This is a genomic window from Sphingopyxis sp. SE2 (assembly GCF_032227185.1).
Taxonomy (GTDB): Bacteria; Pseudomonadota; Alphaproteobacteria; order Sphingomonadales; family Sphingomonadaceae; genus Sphingopyxis.
The window spans coordinates 3,023,734-3,037,137 of record NZ_JAPMXW010000001.1 but is presented as its reverse complement, the minus strand read 5'-3'; the positions used below and the strand labels follow the sequence as shown (position 1 = coordinate 3,037,137).

11 protein-coding genes are annotated in these 13,404 nt (G+C 63.2%); 9 read left to right on the top strand and 2 right to left on the bottom strand.

The features are described from left to right. Nucleotides 1–39 precede the first annotated feature (39 nt). From OVY29_RS14475 to OVY29_RS14445, 7 genes are all read left to right on the top strand, one after another. Nucleotides 40–1,110 carry an amino acid ABC transporter substrate-binding protein gene (locus OVY29_RS14475; protein ID WP_234715992.1) on the top strand — a complete coding sequence of 357 codons (1,071 nt, stop codon included), beginning with the start codon at nucleotides 40–42 and terminating at the stop codon, nucleotides 1,108–1,110. Between the two features lie 62 nt (nucleotides 1,111–1,172). Further along, on the top strand, nucleotides 1,173–3,299 hold the full coding sequence (locus OVY29_RS14470; RefSeq protein WP_313911619.1) for an ABC transporter permease subunit: 2,127 nt from the start codon (nucleotides 1,173–1,175) through the stop codon (nucleotides 3,297–3,299). Beyond that, complete coding sequence (gene metC, locus OVY29_RS14465) at nucleotides 3,289–4,536, top strand: cystathionine beta-lyase (protein WP_313911618.1); 1,248 nt, start codon at nucleotides 3,289–3,291, stop codon at nucleotides 4,534–4,536. The genes OVY29_RS14470 and metC overlap by 11 nt, the downstream gene beginning before the upstream one ends. Then, complete coding sequence (locus OVY29_RS14460; RefSeq protein WP_313911617.1) at nucleotides 4,533–5,285, top strand: amino acid ABC transporter ATP-binding protein; 753 nt, start codon at nucleotides 4,533–4,535, stop codon at nucleotides 5,283–5,285. The genes metC and OVY29_RS14460 overlap by 4 nt, the downstream gene beginning before the upstream one ends. A gap of 284 nt (nucleotides 5,286–5,569) precedes the next feature. After that, a complete protein-coding gene (locus tag OVY29_RS14455; RefSeq protein WP_313911616.1) occupies nucleotides 5,570–8,272 on the top strand; it encodes a TonB-dependent receptor domain-containing protein in 2,703 nt (900 codons plus the stop codon). Between the two features lie 11 nt (nucleotides 8,273–8,283). Then, on the top strand, nucleotides 8,284–8,988 hold the full coding sequence (locus OVY29_RS14450) for a PepSY domain-containing protein (RefSeq protein ID WP_313911615.1): 705 nt from the start codon (nucleotides 8,284–8,286) through the stop codon (nucleotides 8,986–8,988). Then, nucleotides 8,985–9,719, top strand: coding sequence for a PepSY domain-containing protein (locus OVY29_RS14445; protein ID WP_053555643.1), 735 nt, complete (start codon nucleotides 8,985–8,987; stop codon nucleotides 9,717–9,719). The genes OVY29_RS14450 and OVY29_RS14445 overlap by 4 nt, the downstream gene beginning before the upstream one ends. A 4-nt stretch (nucleotides 9,720–9,723) precedes the next feature. Here OVY29_RS14445 and hutC read toward each other — a convergent pair whose 3' ends face one another. Further along, nucleotides 9,724–10,485 carry a histidine utilization repressor gene (hutC, locus tag OVY29_RS14440; protein ID WP_313911614.1) on the bottom strand — a complete coding sequence of 254 codons (762 nt, stop codon included), beginning with the start codon at nucleotides 10,483–10,485 and terminating at the stop codon, nucleotides 9,724–9,726. Nucleotides 10,486–10,714: 229 nt separating this feature from the next. Beyond that, nucleotides 10,715–11,248 carry a hypothetical protein gene (locus OVY29_RS14435; protein WP_313912088.1) on the bottom strand — a complete coding sequence of 178 codons (534 nt, stop codon included), beginning with the start codon at nucleotides 11,246–11,248 and terminating at the stop codon, nucleotides 10,715–10,717. Here OVY29_RS14435 and istA point away from each other — a divergent pair. Together istA and istB are read left to right on the top strand one after the other, a co-directional pair. After that, nucleotides 11,142–12,656 (top strand): IS21 family transposase, encoded by a 1,515-nt coding sequence (istA, locus tag OVY29_RS14430; protein ID WP_300501672.1) that lies wholly within the window; start codon nucleotides 11,142–11,144, stop codon nucleotides 12,654–12,656. The genes OVY29_RS14435 and istA overlap by 107 nt on opposite strands. After that, nucleotides 12,643–13,371 carry an IS21-like element helper ATPase IstB gene (gene istB, locus OVY29_RS14425; RefSeq protein ID WP_300501673.1) on the top strand — a complete coding sequence of 243 codons (729 nt, stop codon included), beginning with the start codon at nucleotides 12,643–12,645 and terminating at the stop codon, nucleotides 13,369–13,371. Before istA ends, istB begins: the two co-directional genes overlap by 14 nt. Nucleotides 13,372–13,404: the final 33 nt, after the last annotated feature.

Genomic DNA, 13,404 nt, shown 5'->3' with positions numbered 1-13,404 from the left:
TAGCTATTTCTTATGGCGCTAGCATCGAAAGTCTCGTTTATGAATAGGTCGCACGCACCGCGCCGCTGGCTTCCGGCGCTGCTCGCCGCCGGCGCCCTGCTTCTTGGCGGCTGCGACCGCGAGCCGGCCGGCACCGGCGGATATGAGATTGCCGCGGCGAAGGGATCTACGCTCGCGCGGATTCGCGCGCGCGGAACGCTCAATTGCGCCATTCATACGGGGCAGCTCGGTATGTCCTATCTCGACAAGCGCGGGCGCTGGCAGGGGTTCTTCGTCGATTATTGCCGGGCGCTCGCCGCCGCGGTCCTCGGCGATGCCCGCAAGGTCCGGTTCATGCCGGTCGCCTCGAACAAGCGCTTCACGATCGTGCAGACGGGCGAGGCCGACGTCCTGTCGCGGACGACGACATGGACGCTGACGCGCGACACCGACCTCGGGGTGAATTTCGTCGGCACCATGTATTACGACGGGCAGAGCTTCTTGGTGCCCCGGCGATCGGGCGTGCGGCTGCCCGCAGATCTTGACGGCGCGTCGATCTGCATCACCAAGGGAACGACCTCTGAACTCAACACCGCCGAATATTTCGAGCGCAAGGGGCTGCGCTTCCAGTCGGTCGTGTTCGAGAATCCCGAGGAAGCCAAGCTCGCCTTCTTTGCCGGGCGGTGCGACGCGATGACCACAGATGCCTTCACGCTGACGGTGATCCGTCTCGCCGATACCACGCATCCGGACGATTATGTTGTGCTGCCCGAACGACTCACCAAGGAGCCGGTAGGCCCCGTCGTGCGCAGCGACGACGAGCAATGGTATGAGATCAACAAATGGGTGCTGAACGCGCTCTTTGCTGCCGAGGAAATGGGGGTCACCCGCGCGAATGCAGCGCGCATGCGCGTGACCTCGCGTGACCCCGAAGTGCGCAAGATGCTCGGCGGCCTGCCCGGATTCGGCAAGTCGCTCGGACTCGACGATGACTGGGCGTATCGGGCGATCGAAGCGACGGGAAATTATGGCGAAATCTTCGACCGGCACATTACGCCGCTCGGCGTCGAGCGCGGGCAAAATAAGCTCTATCGGGACGGCGGGCTGATCTACCCGTTGCCGATGCGATGACCCATACGCAGAGGCGCCTTGTAATCGCTGTGTTGCCCTGGCTGCTTTTGGCGGGCGGACTTGTGGCCGCCTACGGCCTGTTTGCGACATTGGCTGACAATCTTGCGGACCGAAACATCCGGACGGGGTTCGGTTTCCTGTTCGACCGGGCGGGCTTCGCGATCGGTGAAACGCTGATCGCCTACGCGCCGGGCGATTCCTATGCCGCGGCGCTGGCGGTGGGTCTTCTCAACACGCTTCTGATATCGGCGCTCGGTATTATCTTCTCGACCTTGCTCGGCCTTGCAGTTTGTATGGCGCGCCTGTCGACGAACTGGCTGCTTGCTCGGCTCTCCGGCCTCTATATCGAGCTGGTTCGCAACATCCCGCTGCTGCTCCAGATGTTTGTCTGGTACGCCGCATTGTTGTTCGGTCTCCCTGCTCCCGGCCAGGGTGATGTCGGTGCGGTCGATCTCGACAACCGCGGACTGCACCTCCCGGCGCTCACGCTCGCCGATCCGGTAACGCCGCTATGGCTGATCGCGCTTGCGGCCTGCGCTATTCTGTTTGTTGCCCGCCGGCGCAAACACGTTCGAGCCAGGGCCGCGCTAGCCCTGACCGGCATTGTTATCCTTCCGTTTTTGCTGTGGGGCGGGATCGATCTGCCGCGGGCAGGGCGTTTCGGAACCGTCGGCGGCCTCTCGCTCTCCACCGAATTTCTGACGCTGGTCGCCGGCCTTTCTGTCTATGCTTCGGCCTATCTGGCCGAAATATTCCGCGGCGCGATCCTCGCGGTTCCCGCGGGGCAGCGCGAAGCCGCGAAGGCGCTCGGGCTGTCGCCGGCTCAGGCGATGGGACGGATCGTGGTTCCGCAAGCGCTGCGTATCGCGATACCGCCGATGACGAGCTGGCATCTCAACACGATCAAGAACAGCTCATTGGGCGTGGCGATCGGATATCCCGAGTTTGTTTCGGTCGTCGACACCGTCATCAGCCAGACGGGCCAGGCGATCGAGGGCGTCGGCCTGATCGTTCTGACCTTCCTCCTGCTTTCGCTGTCCTTGTCATTCGTCACCGGCCTCTACGCGCGCCGGATGGGGTGGAGCGTTACCGGACAGCCCGGCCGGAGCATCCAGACGGCGACCCTCGAACCGTTTCCGCTGCGCTCGATCGCCGCCTGGCCGTCGTGGATCCGGCGCAACCTGTTTAGGGGAGGGCGCCAATCGATCCTGACGGTCTTAATCCTCGCCCTCGCCGCGCTGGCTGCCGGCAAGGGCCTGTCCTGGCTGTTGATCGACGCGACCTATTCCGGGGGCGCGGCCGAGTGCCGCTTGGCCAGCGGCGCTTGCTGGCCTTTCCTCCGCGAAAATGCGCGGCTCATATTGTTCGGAACCTATCCCGAAGCCGAGCAGTGGCGCTCTGCGGCGGCGGCGGCCATACTGCTTTCCTGCCTCGCGCTCTCCTTCGTCCCGCGATTCTGGAGCAGCCGCCTCGGTCTTGCCTGGCTCGGCGCGATCGCGATCGCCATGCTCCTGCTGCGCGGTGGGGTCGCGGGCCTCGCTTATGTGCCGATGGAGAAGTGGAGCGGCCTGCCGGTCACATTGCTGCTCGCGAGCATCGCAGTGGTCGGCGCTTTCCCTCTCGCCATCCTTCTCGCATTCGGCCGCAGGTCGGCGCGGCGCGGCATTCGCTGGCCGAGCGTCGCGTTCATCGAGCTGGTTCGTGGAACGCCCCTCATCGGCGTGCTCTTTCTCGCTGCGGTCCTGTTCCCGCTGTTCGTGCCCTCCTACCTCTCGATCGACAGCCTGCCGCGCGTCCAGCTCGCGCTCATCCTCTTCACCGCTGCCTATATGGCGGAGGTCATCCGGGGCGGCTTGCTGGCGGTTCCCGGCGGGCAGGCCGAGGCCGCGCAGGCCCTGGGTCTCGCCAAGTGGCAGGCGCGGCGCCACATTCAGTTGCCGCAGGCGCTGAAAGTGAGCGTGCCGGGTCTGGTCAACACCTCGATCAGCGAAGTGAAGAACACGACGCTTGTCCTCATCGTCGGCGTCTTCGACTTGTTGCAGACGACGCGCCTTTCCTACGTCGAGGCGCAATGGCGGCCCTATTTCGCCGAAGCCTATCTTTTCACCGGGGCAATCTTCTTCCTCCTCTGTTTCTCGCTGTCCCGGCTCAGCATGAAGATCGAACGGAAATTATACCATGCAGGATAATCACGACCGAGAATGGCCCGCCGGGCCGACGAACCCGAACGGGCGCGCCTGGCAGGATCCGACCCGTGCAGTTCATGCCGGTCCCCGACCGCGCGATCAGCGTGGCCTCATCAATCCGCCCGTCGATCGGGCGTCGACCATCATCTACGATAGCGTCGAAGCCTATATGGACCGGCACCAAGGTCTCTATGACGAGGTCATCTACGGCCTTTACGGAACGCGCACGACTTTCGCGCTCGCCGAGGCCGTGAGCGAACTCGAGGCCGGCTACGCGACGGTCATCACCTCGTCGGGAACGAGCGCGATCGCGCTTGCCCTCACGGCATTCGTCGGCGGGGGTGACCATCTGCTCGTCGCGGACTGCGTCTATGGGCCGACCCGAAAATTCCTGACCGATGTGCTCGCGCGCTTCGGAGTCGAGGTGGAATATTTCCGGCCCGATATCGGCTCGGACATCGCCGCGCTGTGCCGTAGCAATACCCGGCTCATCTATATGGAGACCCCGGGCTCGCAGACGTTCGATATGATCGACGTGCCCGCGATAACGGCGGTTGCGCGCAGCCGGGGAATTGTGACCGCCATCGACAACACCTGGGCGACGCCGCTTTTCTTCAAGCCCCTCGCTCATGGCGTCGATGTCTCGGTCGCGTCGGCGACCAAATATCTCTCGGGACACTCCGATTGCCTGCTCGGAACGATGACGGCCGCAAGCGAGACCATCTACCGCCAGCTCAAGGACGCTGCGGCGCGTTGGGGGAATTGCGCGAGCCCCGACAATTGCTATCTGGTCCACCGGGGAATTCGAACTCTCGACACGCGCCTTGAGCGTCATCAGCGCACCGCGATGACGCTGATCGACTGGTTTCTCGAGCAGCCCGAGGTGGTCGCAGTCCGCTATCCGGCCCACCCCGCCGATCCGGGTCATGCGATCTGGAAGAGAGATTTCACCGGTGCGTCCGGATTGTTCGGCGTCCAGCTCGATCGCCTGACTCCAGCTGAAACAAGCAGCTTTTTCGACAATTTCTCGCTTTTCCAGCTCGGCTCCAGCTGGGGCGGCTTCGAAAGCCTCGCGGTCCCGGCATGGCCCGCGCCGATACGCGATTTTCCCAACGGCGAGGCCGACGGCGCGCTGATCCGCATTCACGCGGGGCTCGAGGCGCCGCAGGATTTGATCGTCGACCTCGATGCGGCCTTCGGGCGGGTGCGGGCCATGCGCGGCGGACGGAAGACATCATGACGGATGCTTCGCCTCCAGCGGCTGTCAGCCTTCGGCAAGTCGAGAAATATTACGGCCCCTATCACGCGCTCCGCACAATCGACCTCGAAGTTGCGCCGCGCGAGCGGGTTGTCGTTTGCGGACCTTCAGGCTCGGGCAAGTCGACGCTCATCCGCTGCATGAACATGCTCGAAGTGCCCGATTCCGGCGCGGTCCTGATCGAGGGCACCAAGGTGACGGACGCCTCGCGCGACGCCGCCGCGGCGCTTCGCTCGGTCGGCATGGTCTTTCAGCAGTTCAATCTGTTTCCGCACAAGACGGTGCTCGAAAATTGTACCCTCGCGCCCGTCCTTGTCAGCGGCGTCGCCCTTCCGGAGGCCGAGGCGCGGGCTATGTCCTATCTCGAAAAAGTGAGGATTGCGGATCAGGCGAACAAATATCCGGGGCAGCTTTCGGGCGGGCAGCAGCAGCGGGCAGCCATCGCGCGCGCGCTGGCGATGGAACCCCGGATTCTTCTCTTCGACGAGCCGACATCGGCGCTCGATCCCGAGATGATCAAGGAAGTGCTCGACGTCATGACCGCCCTTGCTGGCGAGGGGCGGACGATGGTGTGCGTGACGCACGAGATGGGATTCGCGCGCGAGGCGGCCGACCGAATATTGTTCATGGACCAGGGGCAGATCATCGAGGATGCAAAGCCTGTCGATTTTTTTGCCGCTCCGAAAAGTGAACGTGCGCGGACGTTCCTGGAACAGATACTGTCGCATTAGGCGGCCCCGTGCCAGCCGCACCGCGTTGCGCCGGCCTACTTATCCTGTCATTTCATAAGTAAGGTGAAGGAAGGGGCAGGTGGCTCCTTGCGCGAAAAGGCTCAGGCCTGGAAAAAAATTTCAAAATCGATGAGGGGTAACGCTTTGGCATGCGTATTTAATGCGTGTCTTGCGCCCCCATTTTCTTGTATAACTAATTGAGATAATTCAAGAAATTCCTATTGACCTGTATATACATTTGATGCTCTCTGAGGGGAATCAGCCAACCATCAGGGGGTTTCGCTATGACCAAGACATTTTTGCTCGCCAGCGCCGCAGTGGTCGCTACCTTTGCGACGCCGGCTTTTGCGCAGAGCGACGCTCCGGCGCAGCCGCCCGCCGCCGAGGATGCCCCGAACGGCTCGGACATCGTCGTAACCGGCTCGCGCATCCGCCGGCAGGATCTGGCGGGGGTTGGTCCGGCAACGGTCGTGTCGGCCGAGCAGATCGAAAACACCGGGGTTGTCAATATCGAGACGGTGCTGCAGCGCCTTCCCGCCAACGCCGGCTTCGCAGGCAACCAGACCTCGGCCTATTGGGCGAACAATGGCTATGGCACCGCGCAGGTCAATCTTCGCGGCCTCGGCATCAAGCGTACGCTCGTCCTGCTCAACGGTCGCCGCCTCGTCGCGGGCGGAACCGGCGCCAACTCCTCGCCCGACCTCAACATGATCCCCGTGGCCGCACTCGCGCGCACCGACGTCCTGAAGGACGGCGCCTCGGCGATCTACGGCGCCGACGCGATGGCGGGCGTGGTCAACCTCGTGACCCGGACTGATTATGAAGGTCTCGGCCTCAGTGTGCGCCAGGGCATCACCGAAAAGGGCGATGGCTCGGACTTCACCGCCGACCTCCTGTGGGGCGTCCGCAACGATCGCGGCGGATTCATGGCGGCGGTCACCTATCAGAAGACGAGTGCGGTCAACATGGCGTCGCGTGCGCCCTGTTCGCTTGCCGAAACCACGCCGGGAGCGCTCGGCTGCGTCAACAGCGCCTCGACGATCGGCGGCCGCGCGGTGCTGCCGAACGGCCAGCAGATCAATTTCAATCAGGTGCTGGGCGGTAACGGCAACTTCTTCGAGCCGTACAGCGCTGCGAAGCACAACTTTAACTCGAACCCGTTCCTCAATGCCGTCAGCCCGGTCGAACGCGTCAGCACCGCCTTCTTTGCCGACTATGACATCACCGACAATATCGAGGCGTTCGGCGAATTCCTTTACACCTTCCGCAAGTCGAACCAGATCGCGACGCCCGGAACGCTGCGCAACCTCTCGATCGCGGCGAGCAATCCGACCAATCCGACGGGGCAGAATATCGTCCTCATCCAGCGCCGCCTCGCTGAGCCCGGCCCGCGCCAATTCTTCCAGGAAACCGACACCTGGCAGGGCACCTTCGGCCTCCGCGGCAAGCTCTCGAACGACTGGGGCTGGGAAGTGGCGGGTGCCTTCGGTCGCAATACCGCTGTCGATGGCTCGACGAATATCGCCAATCTTGAGCGAGTGGCGAATTCCCTCGATACGACCAAGTGCAGCCTCGCGGCGGGGGCTTCGATCCCCTGCGCCGACTATCTGGGTTTCGGCGACCTGACCCCCGAAGTGCTCGACTATATCCTGTTCACGTCGCGCGACCGCGGTGGCAATGAGCTCGCGACGGTGACGGCCGATATCAACGGCGATCTCTTCAAGCTGCCCGCGGGACCCGTCTCCTTCGCGGCCGGTGTCGTCTATCGTAAGGAAAAGGGTTGGCGCGATCCGGACCCGCTGACGGTGCTTGGTATCGCGAACACGAACCAGCAGGATCCGATCTCCGGAACGAGCACGGCGAAGGAAGCCTATCTCGAACTGTCGGTGCCCGTTCTGGCCGACACACCCTTCTTCCAGTCGCTTACTCTCGACGGCGCGGTTCGCTACTCGAACTACGACCTGTTCGGCAGCGACTGGAACTACAAGGGGAGCGTCGACTGGGTCATCAACGACAGCTTCCGCCTCCGTGGCACCTACGGCACCGGCTTTCGCATTCCGAACGTCCCCGAACTGTTCGGCGGTGTCTCCGAGGGCAATCTGACGACCACCGACCCCTGCTCGCGCTATGCGACAAGCGGAAACGCGACGCTGATCGCCAATTGTCAGGCGTCGGGCGTGCCGGCCAATTATGTTCAGCTCGGTACAACGATCCTGACGACGGTCGGCGGCAACGAGAATCTGAAACCCGAAAGCTCGACGACTTGGACGGTCGGGACGGTGATTTCACCGAAGGGACTGGTTCCGGGACTCTCGCTCACTGCCGACTGGTTCGACATCAAGATCAAGGATGCGATCCGTGCTATTCCCGGGTCGACCAAGCTCGGCATCTGTTATGCGAGCCAGAATCTGTCGCATCCCTTCTGCGAAGAATTTACCCGCAGCCCGCTGACCGGCGAAGTCACCTTCCTCTCCGCGCAACCGATCAATACGGGCCGCGAGGAAATGAACGGCCTCGATCTGGGTCTCGTTTACAACAATGACATCGGCAGCGTGAACGTCTCGCTTGACGTCAACGTGACCTATCTCAACAAATATGTCGTCCTGCCCTTCCCGGGCGGCGCGCCGATCGACTTCGACGGCTTTATCGGCGGCGGCAATGGCGGTTATCCGAAGTGGCGCGGCTATGGCGTGCTGACCGCCGAAAAGGACGGTGTCAGCGCGACCTGGTCGACGCAGTGGGTCGGCAAGGCGACCGACTTCAATGCGGCGCCTGGCGAGATCGGCTACAGCACGCCGAACGTCTTCTACCACAATCTCCAGGTCGCTTTCGAGATCGACGAGAAAACACGCTTCCAGCTCGGGGTCGACAATCTTTTCGATCGCAAGGCGCCCTATATCCAGAGCTTCACCGATGCGAACACCGACACGATGACCTATGACCTGCTCGGACGGCGTTTCTACGTCGGCTTCCGCACCGCGTTCTGAGGGTAATCGATATGGCGATCCGTTGGCCGCTGCTCGTCCGGCGAACGCATAAATGGCTGGCCCTGGTGGTCGGCGTCCAGGCGCTGCTCTGGACGCTGACGGGCTTCTACATGGTGGTCGTTCACATCGACACCATCCACGGCGATCATCTGGTGCGCTCCCCGGTGGCCCAGCCCTTCGACCTCGACGGCCTCGCAGCGCCGTCGAAGGTCGTCGCGGCCGCGCCGGGGGTGTCTGAAATCCGTCTCCAGCGCTTTTTCGGCCAACCGGTCTGGCGCGCCGAGACCCCTGAAGGCGCGCGCCTGTTCGACGCGCGTTCGGGTGCGCCGCTGCCTGCCCTGACCGAGTCCCAGGTCCGCGAACAGGCACGGCGCATCTACACCGGTGACGGCGAGATCGTCTCAGTGCGACTTTTGACCGAGGCGCCTCAGGAAATGCAGGCGCGCAAGCCACCCTATTGGCAGATCGAGTTCGAAGGCTGGAACCGCCCGACGCTCTATCTGTCGCCGACGACCGGCGAGCTGATTTCGCGGCGCCACGCACTCTGGCGCGTCTTCGATTTCGCGTGGATGCTCCATATCATGGACTATGATGAGCGGACCGACGTCAACAACCCGCTGCTCCGCGTCGTGACCTGGAGCGTCTTCGCGATGGCGCTTTCCGGTGCGTGGCTGCTGATCTGGTCCTTCAAACGCCGCAAGAGGAAGCAGGCATGAAACGCATCCGGCTGACGCCGCTCTTTTTTCGGCGCATCCACAAATGGGTGGGGCTCATCCTGGGTCTCCAGTTCCTGCTCTGGGCGCTCAGCGGTTCGGTGATGGCGCTGCTCGACAAGGATAAGGTAGGCGGTCACGGCGGCGGCATGTCGCATGCGCATGCCTTGCCCGCGGGAGAGTATTTTGACGTCGCCGGCTTGCCGCGCGGTGAGCCCGTCACCGGGGTGGTTTTGCGCGATCTTGGCGTCCGACCGATCTACGAACTCCGCACCACCAAGGGCGTGCGGCTGGTCGATGCTACGAGCGGCGAGGATATTCGCGTCGATGAGGGGATGGCCCGCGAAGTCGCGTCGATGATGAACGAGGCACCGATCCGCAAGGTGAGCGTGATTGCGAAGCCAAACCTGGAATCACGCGACCATGAAGGTGCGATGTGGCGCGTCGACTTTGCCGACGCCGAGAACAGCAGCGCCTATGTCTCGCTCGACACGGCGCGCTTCCTCGTGATGCGCGGCGATACCTGGCGGACCTGGGATTTCTTCTGGATGCTCCACAACATGGATTATGTGAACCGGAAGAGCTTCAATCACCCGCTGATCATCTTCGTCGCCTTCGGCGCGTTATGGCTCTCGGGGACCGGTTTCTATCTACTCTTCAAAAGCTTCAGCCGCGCCGATTTTCGCTGGCTGCGCCGTCGCCGCAAGCCCGTCGTTACCCGCAGCACGGCCTGACGCGTCAGTCGTCGACCGAAAAGGCGGCGGAAAGCTCGAAGCGCGTGCCGGGATGGGAGAGCCAGGCGTGCGACACCAGCCGACCGTTGCTCCAGGTCCGCCGGGTCATGCGCAGAACCGGTTCCCCCTCGTTGAGACCGAGCATGCCGCGCGTGCGTGCGTCGGGCATTTCCGCGCGGACGCGGTGCTCGACCCGCTCGAGCGGCGCGGTGCGCGTCAAATATTCGTTGGGCGTGAGCTGCGTGAAATCGAGCGTACCATAATCGGGCGCGGCGGACGCAAGCACGAACCGCTCCTCAAGCTGGATCGGAAATTCGGCCTCGTGGTGGACGATGATCGAGTGGAAGATTTTCGTGCCCACCGGCACTTCCAGCAGGGCGGCGGTCTCGGCGCTGGTCTTCTCCTCGACATTCTGGATGACTCGCGCGCGGTAGTCATGACCGCGTCCGCGAATTTCCTCGGCGATATTCCGGATCTCGATCATATGGCCGATCGGCTTCGGCTCGGCGATGAACGAGCCGCTACCCGCGCGGCGGACGATGATACCTGCCGATTGCAACTCGCGAAGCGCCCGGTTCGCCGTCATGCGCGAGACGTCGAATTGCCCGACCAGATCGGCTTCCGACGGCACGCGGTCGCCCGGTTTCAAACGGCCGTCGCGGATAGCATCATGGATGCTTTGCTTGATTGCTGCGTAGCGCGGTGGGGCATCGGGGGAAGCACCGTCGGCAGACCGCTTGGCGCTGTTCGAGTTCAGTCGAGGCATAAGATCCATCACCCGTCTATACAGGTGAAACCATTCAGATTCCAAGCGTTCCGACGTGAATTTCCGTTAGGCTCCTTCCAAAGTCATATGACTGCAAGAAACGATTTGCGGCATCGGGGCGACTGGTGCCTGATGCCACCGATTTGTGACGGCAAGTCATCTCGCCAAATGACTATTGGGCTTGCCCATGCCAGCCAAAAGCTCGGCTACCTTGAGTGAAGCTCGGCGATTAGTCAGGGCCTGCTGATGCTGTGGGCAGCGGCGGAAGCTCGTTCAGGAATTCGCGGATGGCAGGCGCCAGGCATCGAGCGAAATCCTCGGCTGTCACGATCGCGTCCGACATTGCTGCCGCAGCCAGCTTGCCGTGCGGCAGCAGGTCAGCGAGCTGCTCCGCTAGTGCTTGTGGATGCCTCTCGTCCATTCCTGGAATGATCAGCGTCGGCATTGCTATAGCTGCGAGTTCGCTGACGTCGCGGAAGGCGCGATCATCACCTATTGCCGCGGCAGCCGCAATGCTGGCAGCATTGCTTCGCGGAATCGCGTCTGTGGACCGGCGTGCAAAAAGGACCCCGTTAGCGGGGTGATCGGCGTCTAAAAGGGACCCCTCATTTCGATGGTTTAAGCAGCCGGCTGGATAATCAGGCGGCGAGATCGGGATGTTGGTTTTGGAGACAGTGGTTCGGATTCGGCGCGAGTATGCCGGTGGTAAGGCGATCAAGGCGATCGCGCGGGATTTGCATGTGTCGCGGAAGGTGATCCGCAAGGCGATCCGAGCGCCGGAAGGCACATTCGACTATCAGCGCAAGGTTCAGCCACTGCCGCGGATCGGTCCGTTTCAGGATCGGCTCGATACGCTGCTGGAAGAGAATGAGGTGCGCGGCAGGCGCGAGCGGCTGCGGATGACGCGGATCCATGACCTGCTGGTGCGCGAAGGTTTTGAGGGCTCCTACGATGCCGTGCGCCGCTACACGGCGCGCTGGAAGGCCCTTCGGCGCAAGGATGCCGGCGATGGTGTCACCGCCTTCATCCCGCTGACGTTCAAGCCGGGCGAGGCCTACCAGTTCGACTGGAGCCATGAGGATGTAGAGATCGCCGGCACACCGATGCGAGTGAAGGTCGCGCATATGCGACTGTGCGCATCGCGAGCGGTCTATGTCCGAGCCTATCCACGCGAGAGCCAGGAGATGCTGTTCGACGCGCATGCGCGCGGCTTTGCCTTCTTCGGCGGCGTGCCGGGGCGCGGCATCTACGATAATATGAAGACGGCGGTGACCAGCGTGTTCACCGGCAAGGAACGGGTCTTCAACCGGCGGTTCCTGATCATGACCGCCCATTATATGATCGAGCCGACCGCCTGCTCGCCTGCGGCGGGATGGGAGAAGGGGCAGGTCGAGAACCAGGTGCAGACGATCCGGGGCCGCTTCTTCCAGCCCCGGTTGCGGTTCGCCAGCCTCGAGGAGCTCAATGGCTGGCTGGAGGCCGAGTGTCGGCGCTGGGCGGAACGGCAGGCGCATCCTGAGCAGGGCGAGCTAACCGTGGCGCAGGCGCTGGAGATCGAACGATCGGCACTGCAACCGATGCTGGGGCCGTTCGACGGCTTCAACGAGAGCGAGCATGCCGTGACGGGCACCTGCCTGATCAGCTTCGACCGCAACCGCTACTCGGTTCTCTCGACGATGGCGCGGCGCACGGTGCAGGTCCGTGCCTATGCCGACCGCATCATCGTGCGCTGCGGCGAGGAGGTTGTCGCCGAGCATCCTCGCTACTTCGGGCGTAACCGCACGATTTACGACCCCTGGCATTATCTGCCGGTGCTGGCCCGCAAGCCCGGCGCGCTACGGAACGGTGCGCCCTTCCAGGACTGGGATCTGCCGCCGGCACTGGCTCGCCTGCGCCGCAAGCTGGGGAACGGCGACGATGCCGACCGCCGGTTCGTCCGTGTGCTGTCGGCCGTGCTGACCGATGGCCTGGATCCGGTCGAAGCGGCCGTGCGCGAAGCGCTGGCGACCGGCACGGCGAGCGACGATCTGATCCTCAATATCCTGGCGCGCCGCCGCGAGCCGCCGCGCCCACTTACGATCATCACCTCCGAGGATAGCGCGCTACGCCATCCGCCGATCGCCGACTGCGCCCGTTACGACCAGCTGAGGACCTTCGATGCTGCGGCATGACATGATCGAGGCGATGCGCGGGCTTGGGCTCAAGGGCATGGCGGGCGCGTTCGACGATGCGGTCACCACCGGCCTTCAGCGCCAGCGCACCACGATGGAGATACTGACCGACCTTCTGCGGGCGGAAGCGACGCATCGCCATGCCGCGTCGATCCGATACCGGATGGCGGCCGCAAAGCTGCCGGTCGTGAAGGATATCGATGCGTTCCGGTTCGAGGGCACACCGATCAACGAGGGGCTGGTGCGTTCATTGCACAGCGGCGCGTTCCTGCCCGCACGGCGCAATATCGTCCTGGTGGGCGGCACGGGCACCGGCAAGACCCACCTGGCCATCGCTATCGCCGCCAATGTCGTTCGCTCGGGTGCGCGAGGCCGCTACTTCAACACCGTCGATCTGGTGACCCGCCTCGAGGAAGAGGCCAGGATCGGCAAGAGCGGTGCACTCGCCGCCCAGCTCGCCCGCCTCGATCTCGTGGTGCTGGATGAGCTGGGCTATCTACCGTTCGCCCGCTCAGGCGGCCAGTTGCTGTTCCATCTGATCAGTAAGCTCTACGAGCAGACCAGCGTCATCATCACCACCAACCTCGCGTTCGGCGAATGGCCCACGGTGTTCGGGGATCCCAAAATGACCACCGCGCTCCTCGATCGCGTGACCCATCATTGCGACATCGTCGAGACCGGCAATGACAGCTGGCGCTTCAAAAACCGCAGCTGACCACCCCCGCCGACCTCCGATTAAAAGATGCCT

Excerpts from the sequence above, each read along its gene's own strand:
- OVY29_RS14475 (WP_234715992.1), top strand. The coding sequence starts at position 40 with ATGAATAGGTCGCACGCACCGCGCCGCTGGCTTCCGGCGCTGCTCGCC.
- metC (WP_313911618.1), top strand. The coding sequence starts at position 3,289 with ATGCAGGATAATCACGACCGAGAATGGCCCGCCGGGCCGACGAACCCG.
- OVY29_RS14460 (WP_313911617.1), top strand. The coding sequence starts at position 4,533 with ATGACGGATGCTTCGCCTCCAGCGGCTGTCAGCCTTCGGCAAGTCGAG.
- OVY29_RS14455 (WP_313911616.1), top strand. The coding sequence starts at position 5,570 with ATGACCAAGACATTTTTGCTCGCCAGCGCCGCAGTGGTCGCTACCTTT.
- OVY29_RS14450 (WP_313911615.1), top strand. The coding sequence starts at position 8,284 with ATGGCGATCCGTTGGCCGCTGCTCGTCCGGCGAACGCATAAATGGCTG.
- OVY29_RS14445 (WP_053555643.1), top strand. The coding sequence starts at position 8,985 with ATGAAACGCATCCGGCTGACGCCGCTCTTTTTTCGGCGCATCCACAAA.
- hutC (WP_313911614.1), bottom strand. The coding sequence starts at position 10,485 with ATGCCTCGACTGAACTCGAACAGCGCCAAGCGGTCTGCCGACGGTGCT.
- istA (WP_300501672.1), top strand. The coding sequence starts at position 11,142 with ATGTTGGTTTTGGAGACAGTGGTTCGGATTCGGCGCGAGTATGCCGGT.
- istB (WP_300501673.1), top strand. The coding sequence starts at position 12,643 with ATGCTGCGGCATGACATGATCGAGGCGATGCGCGGGCTTGGGCTCAAG.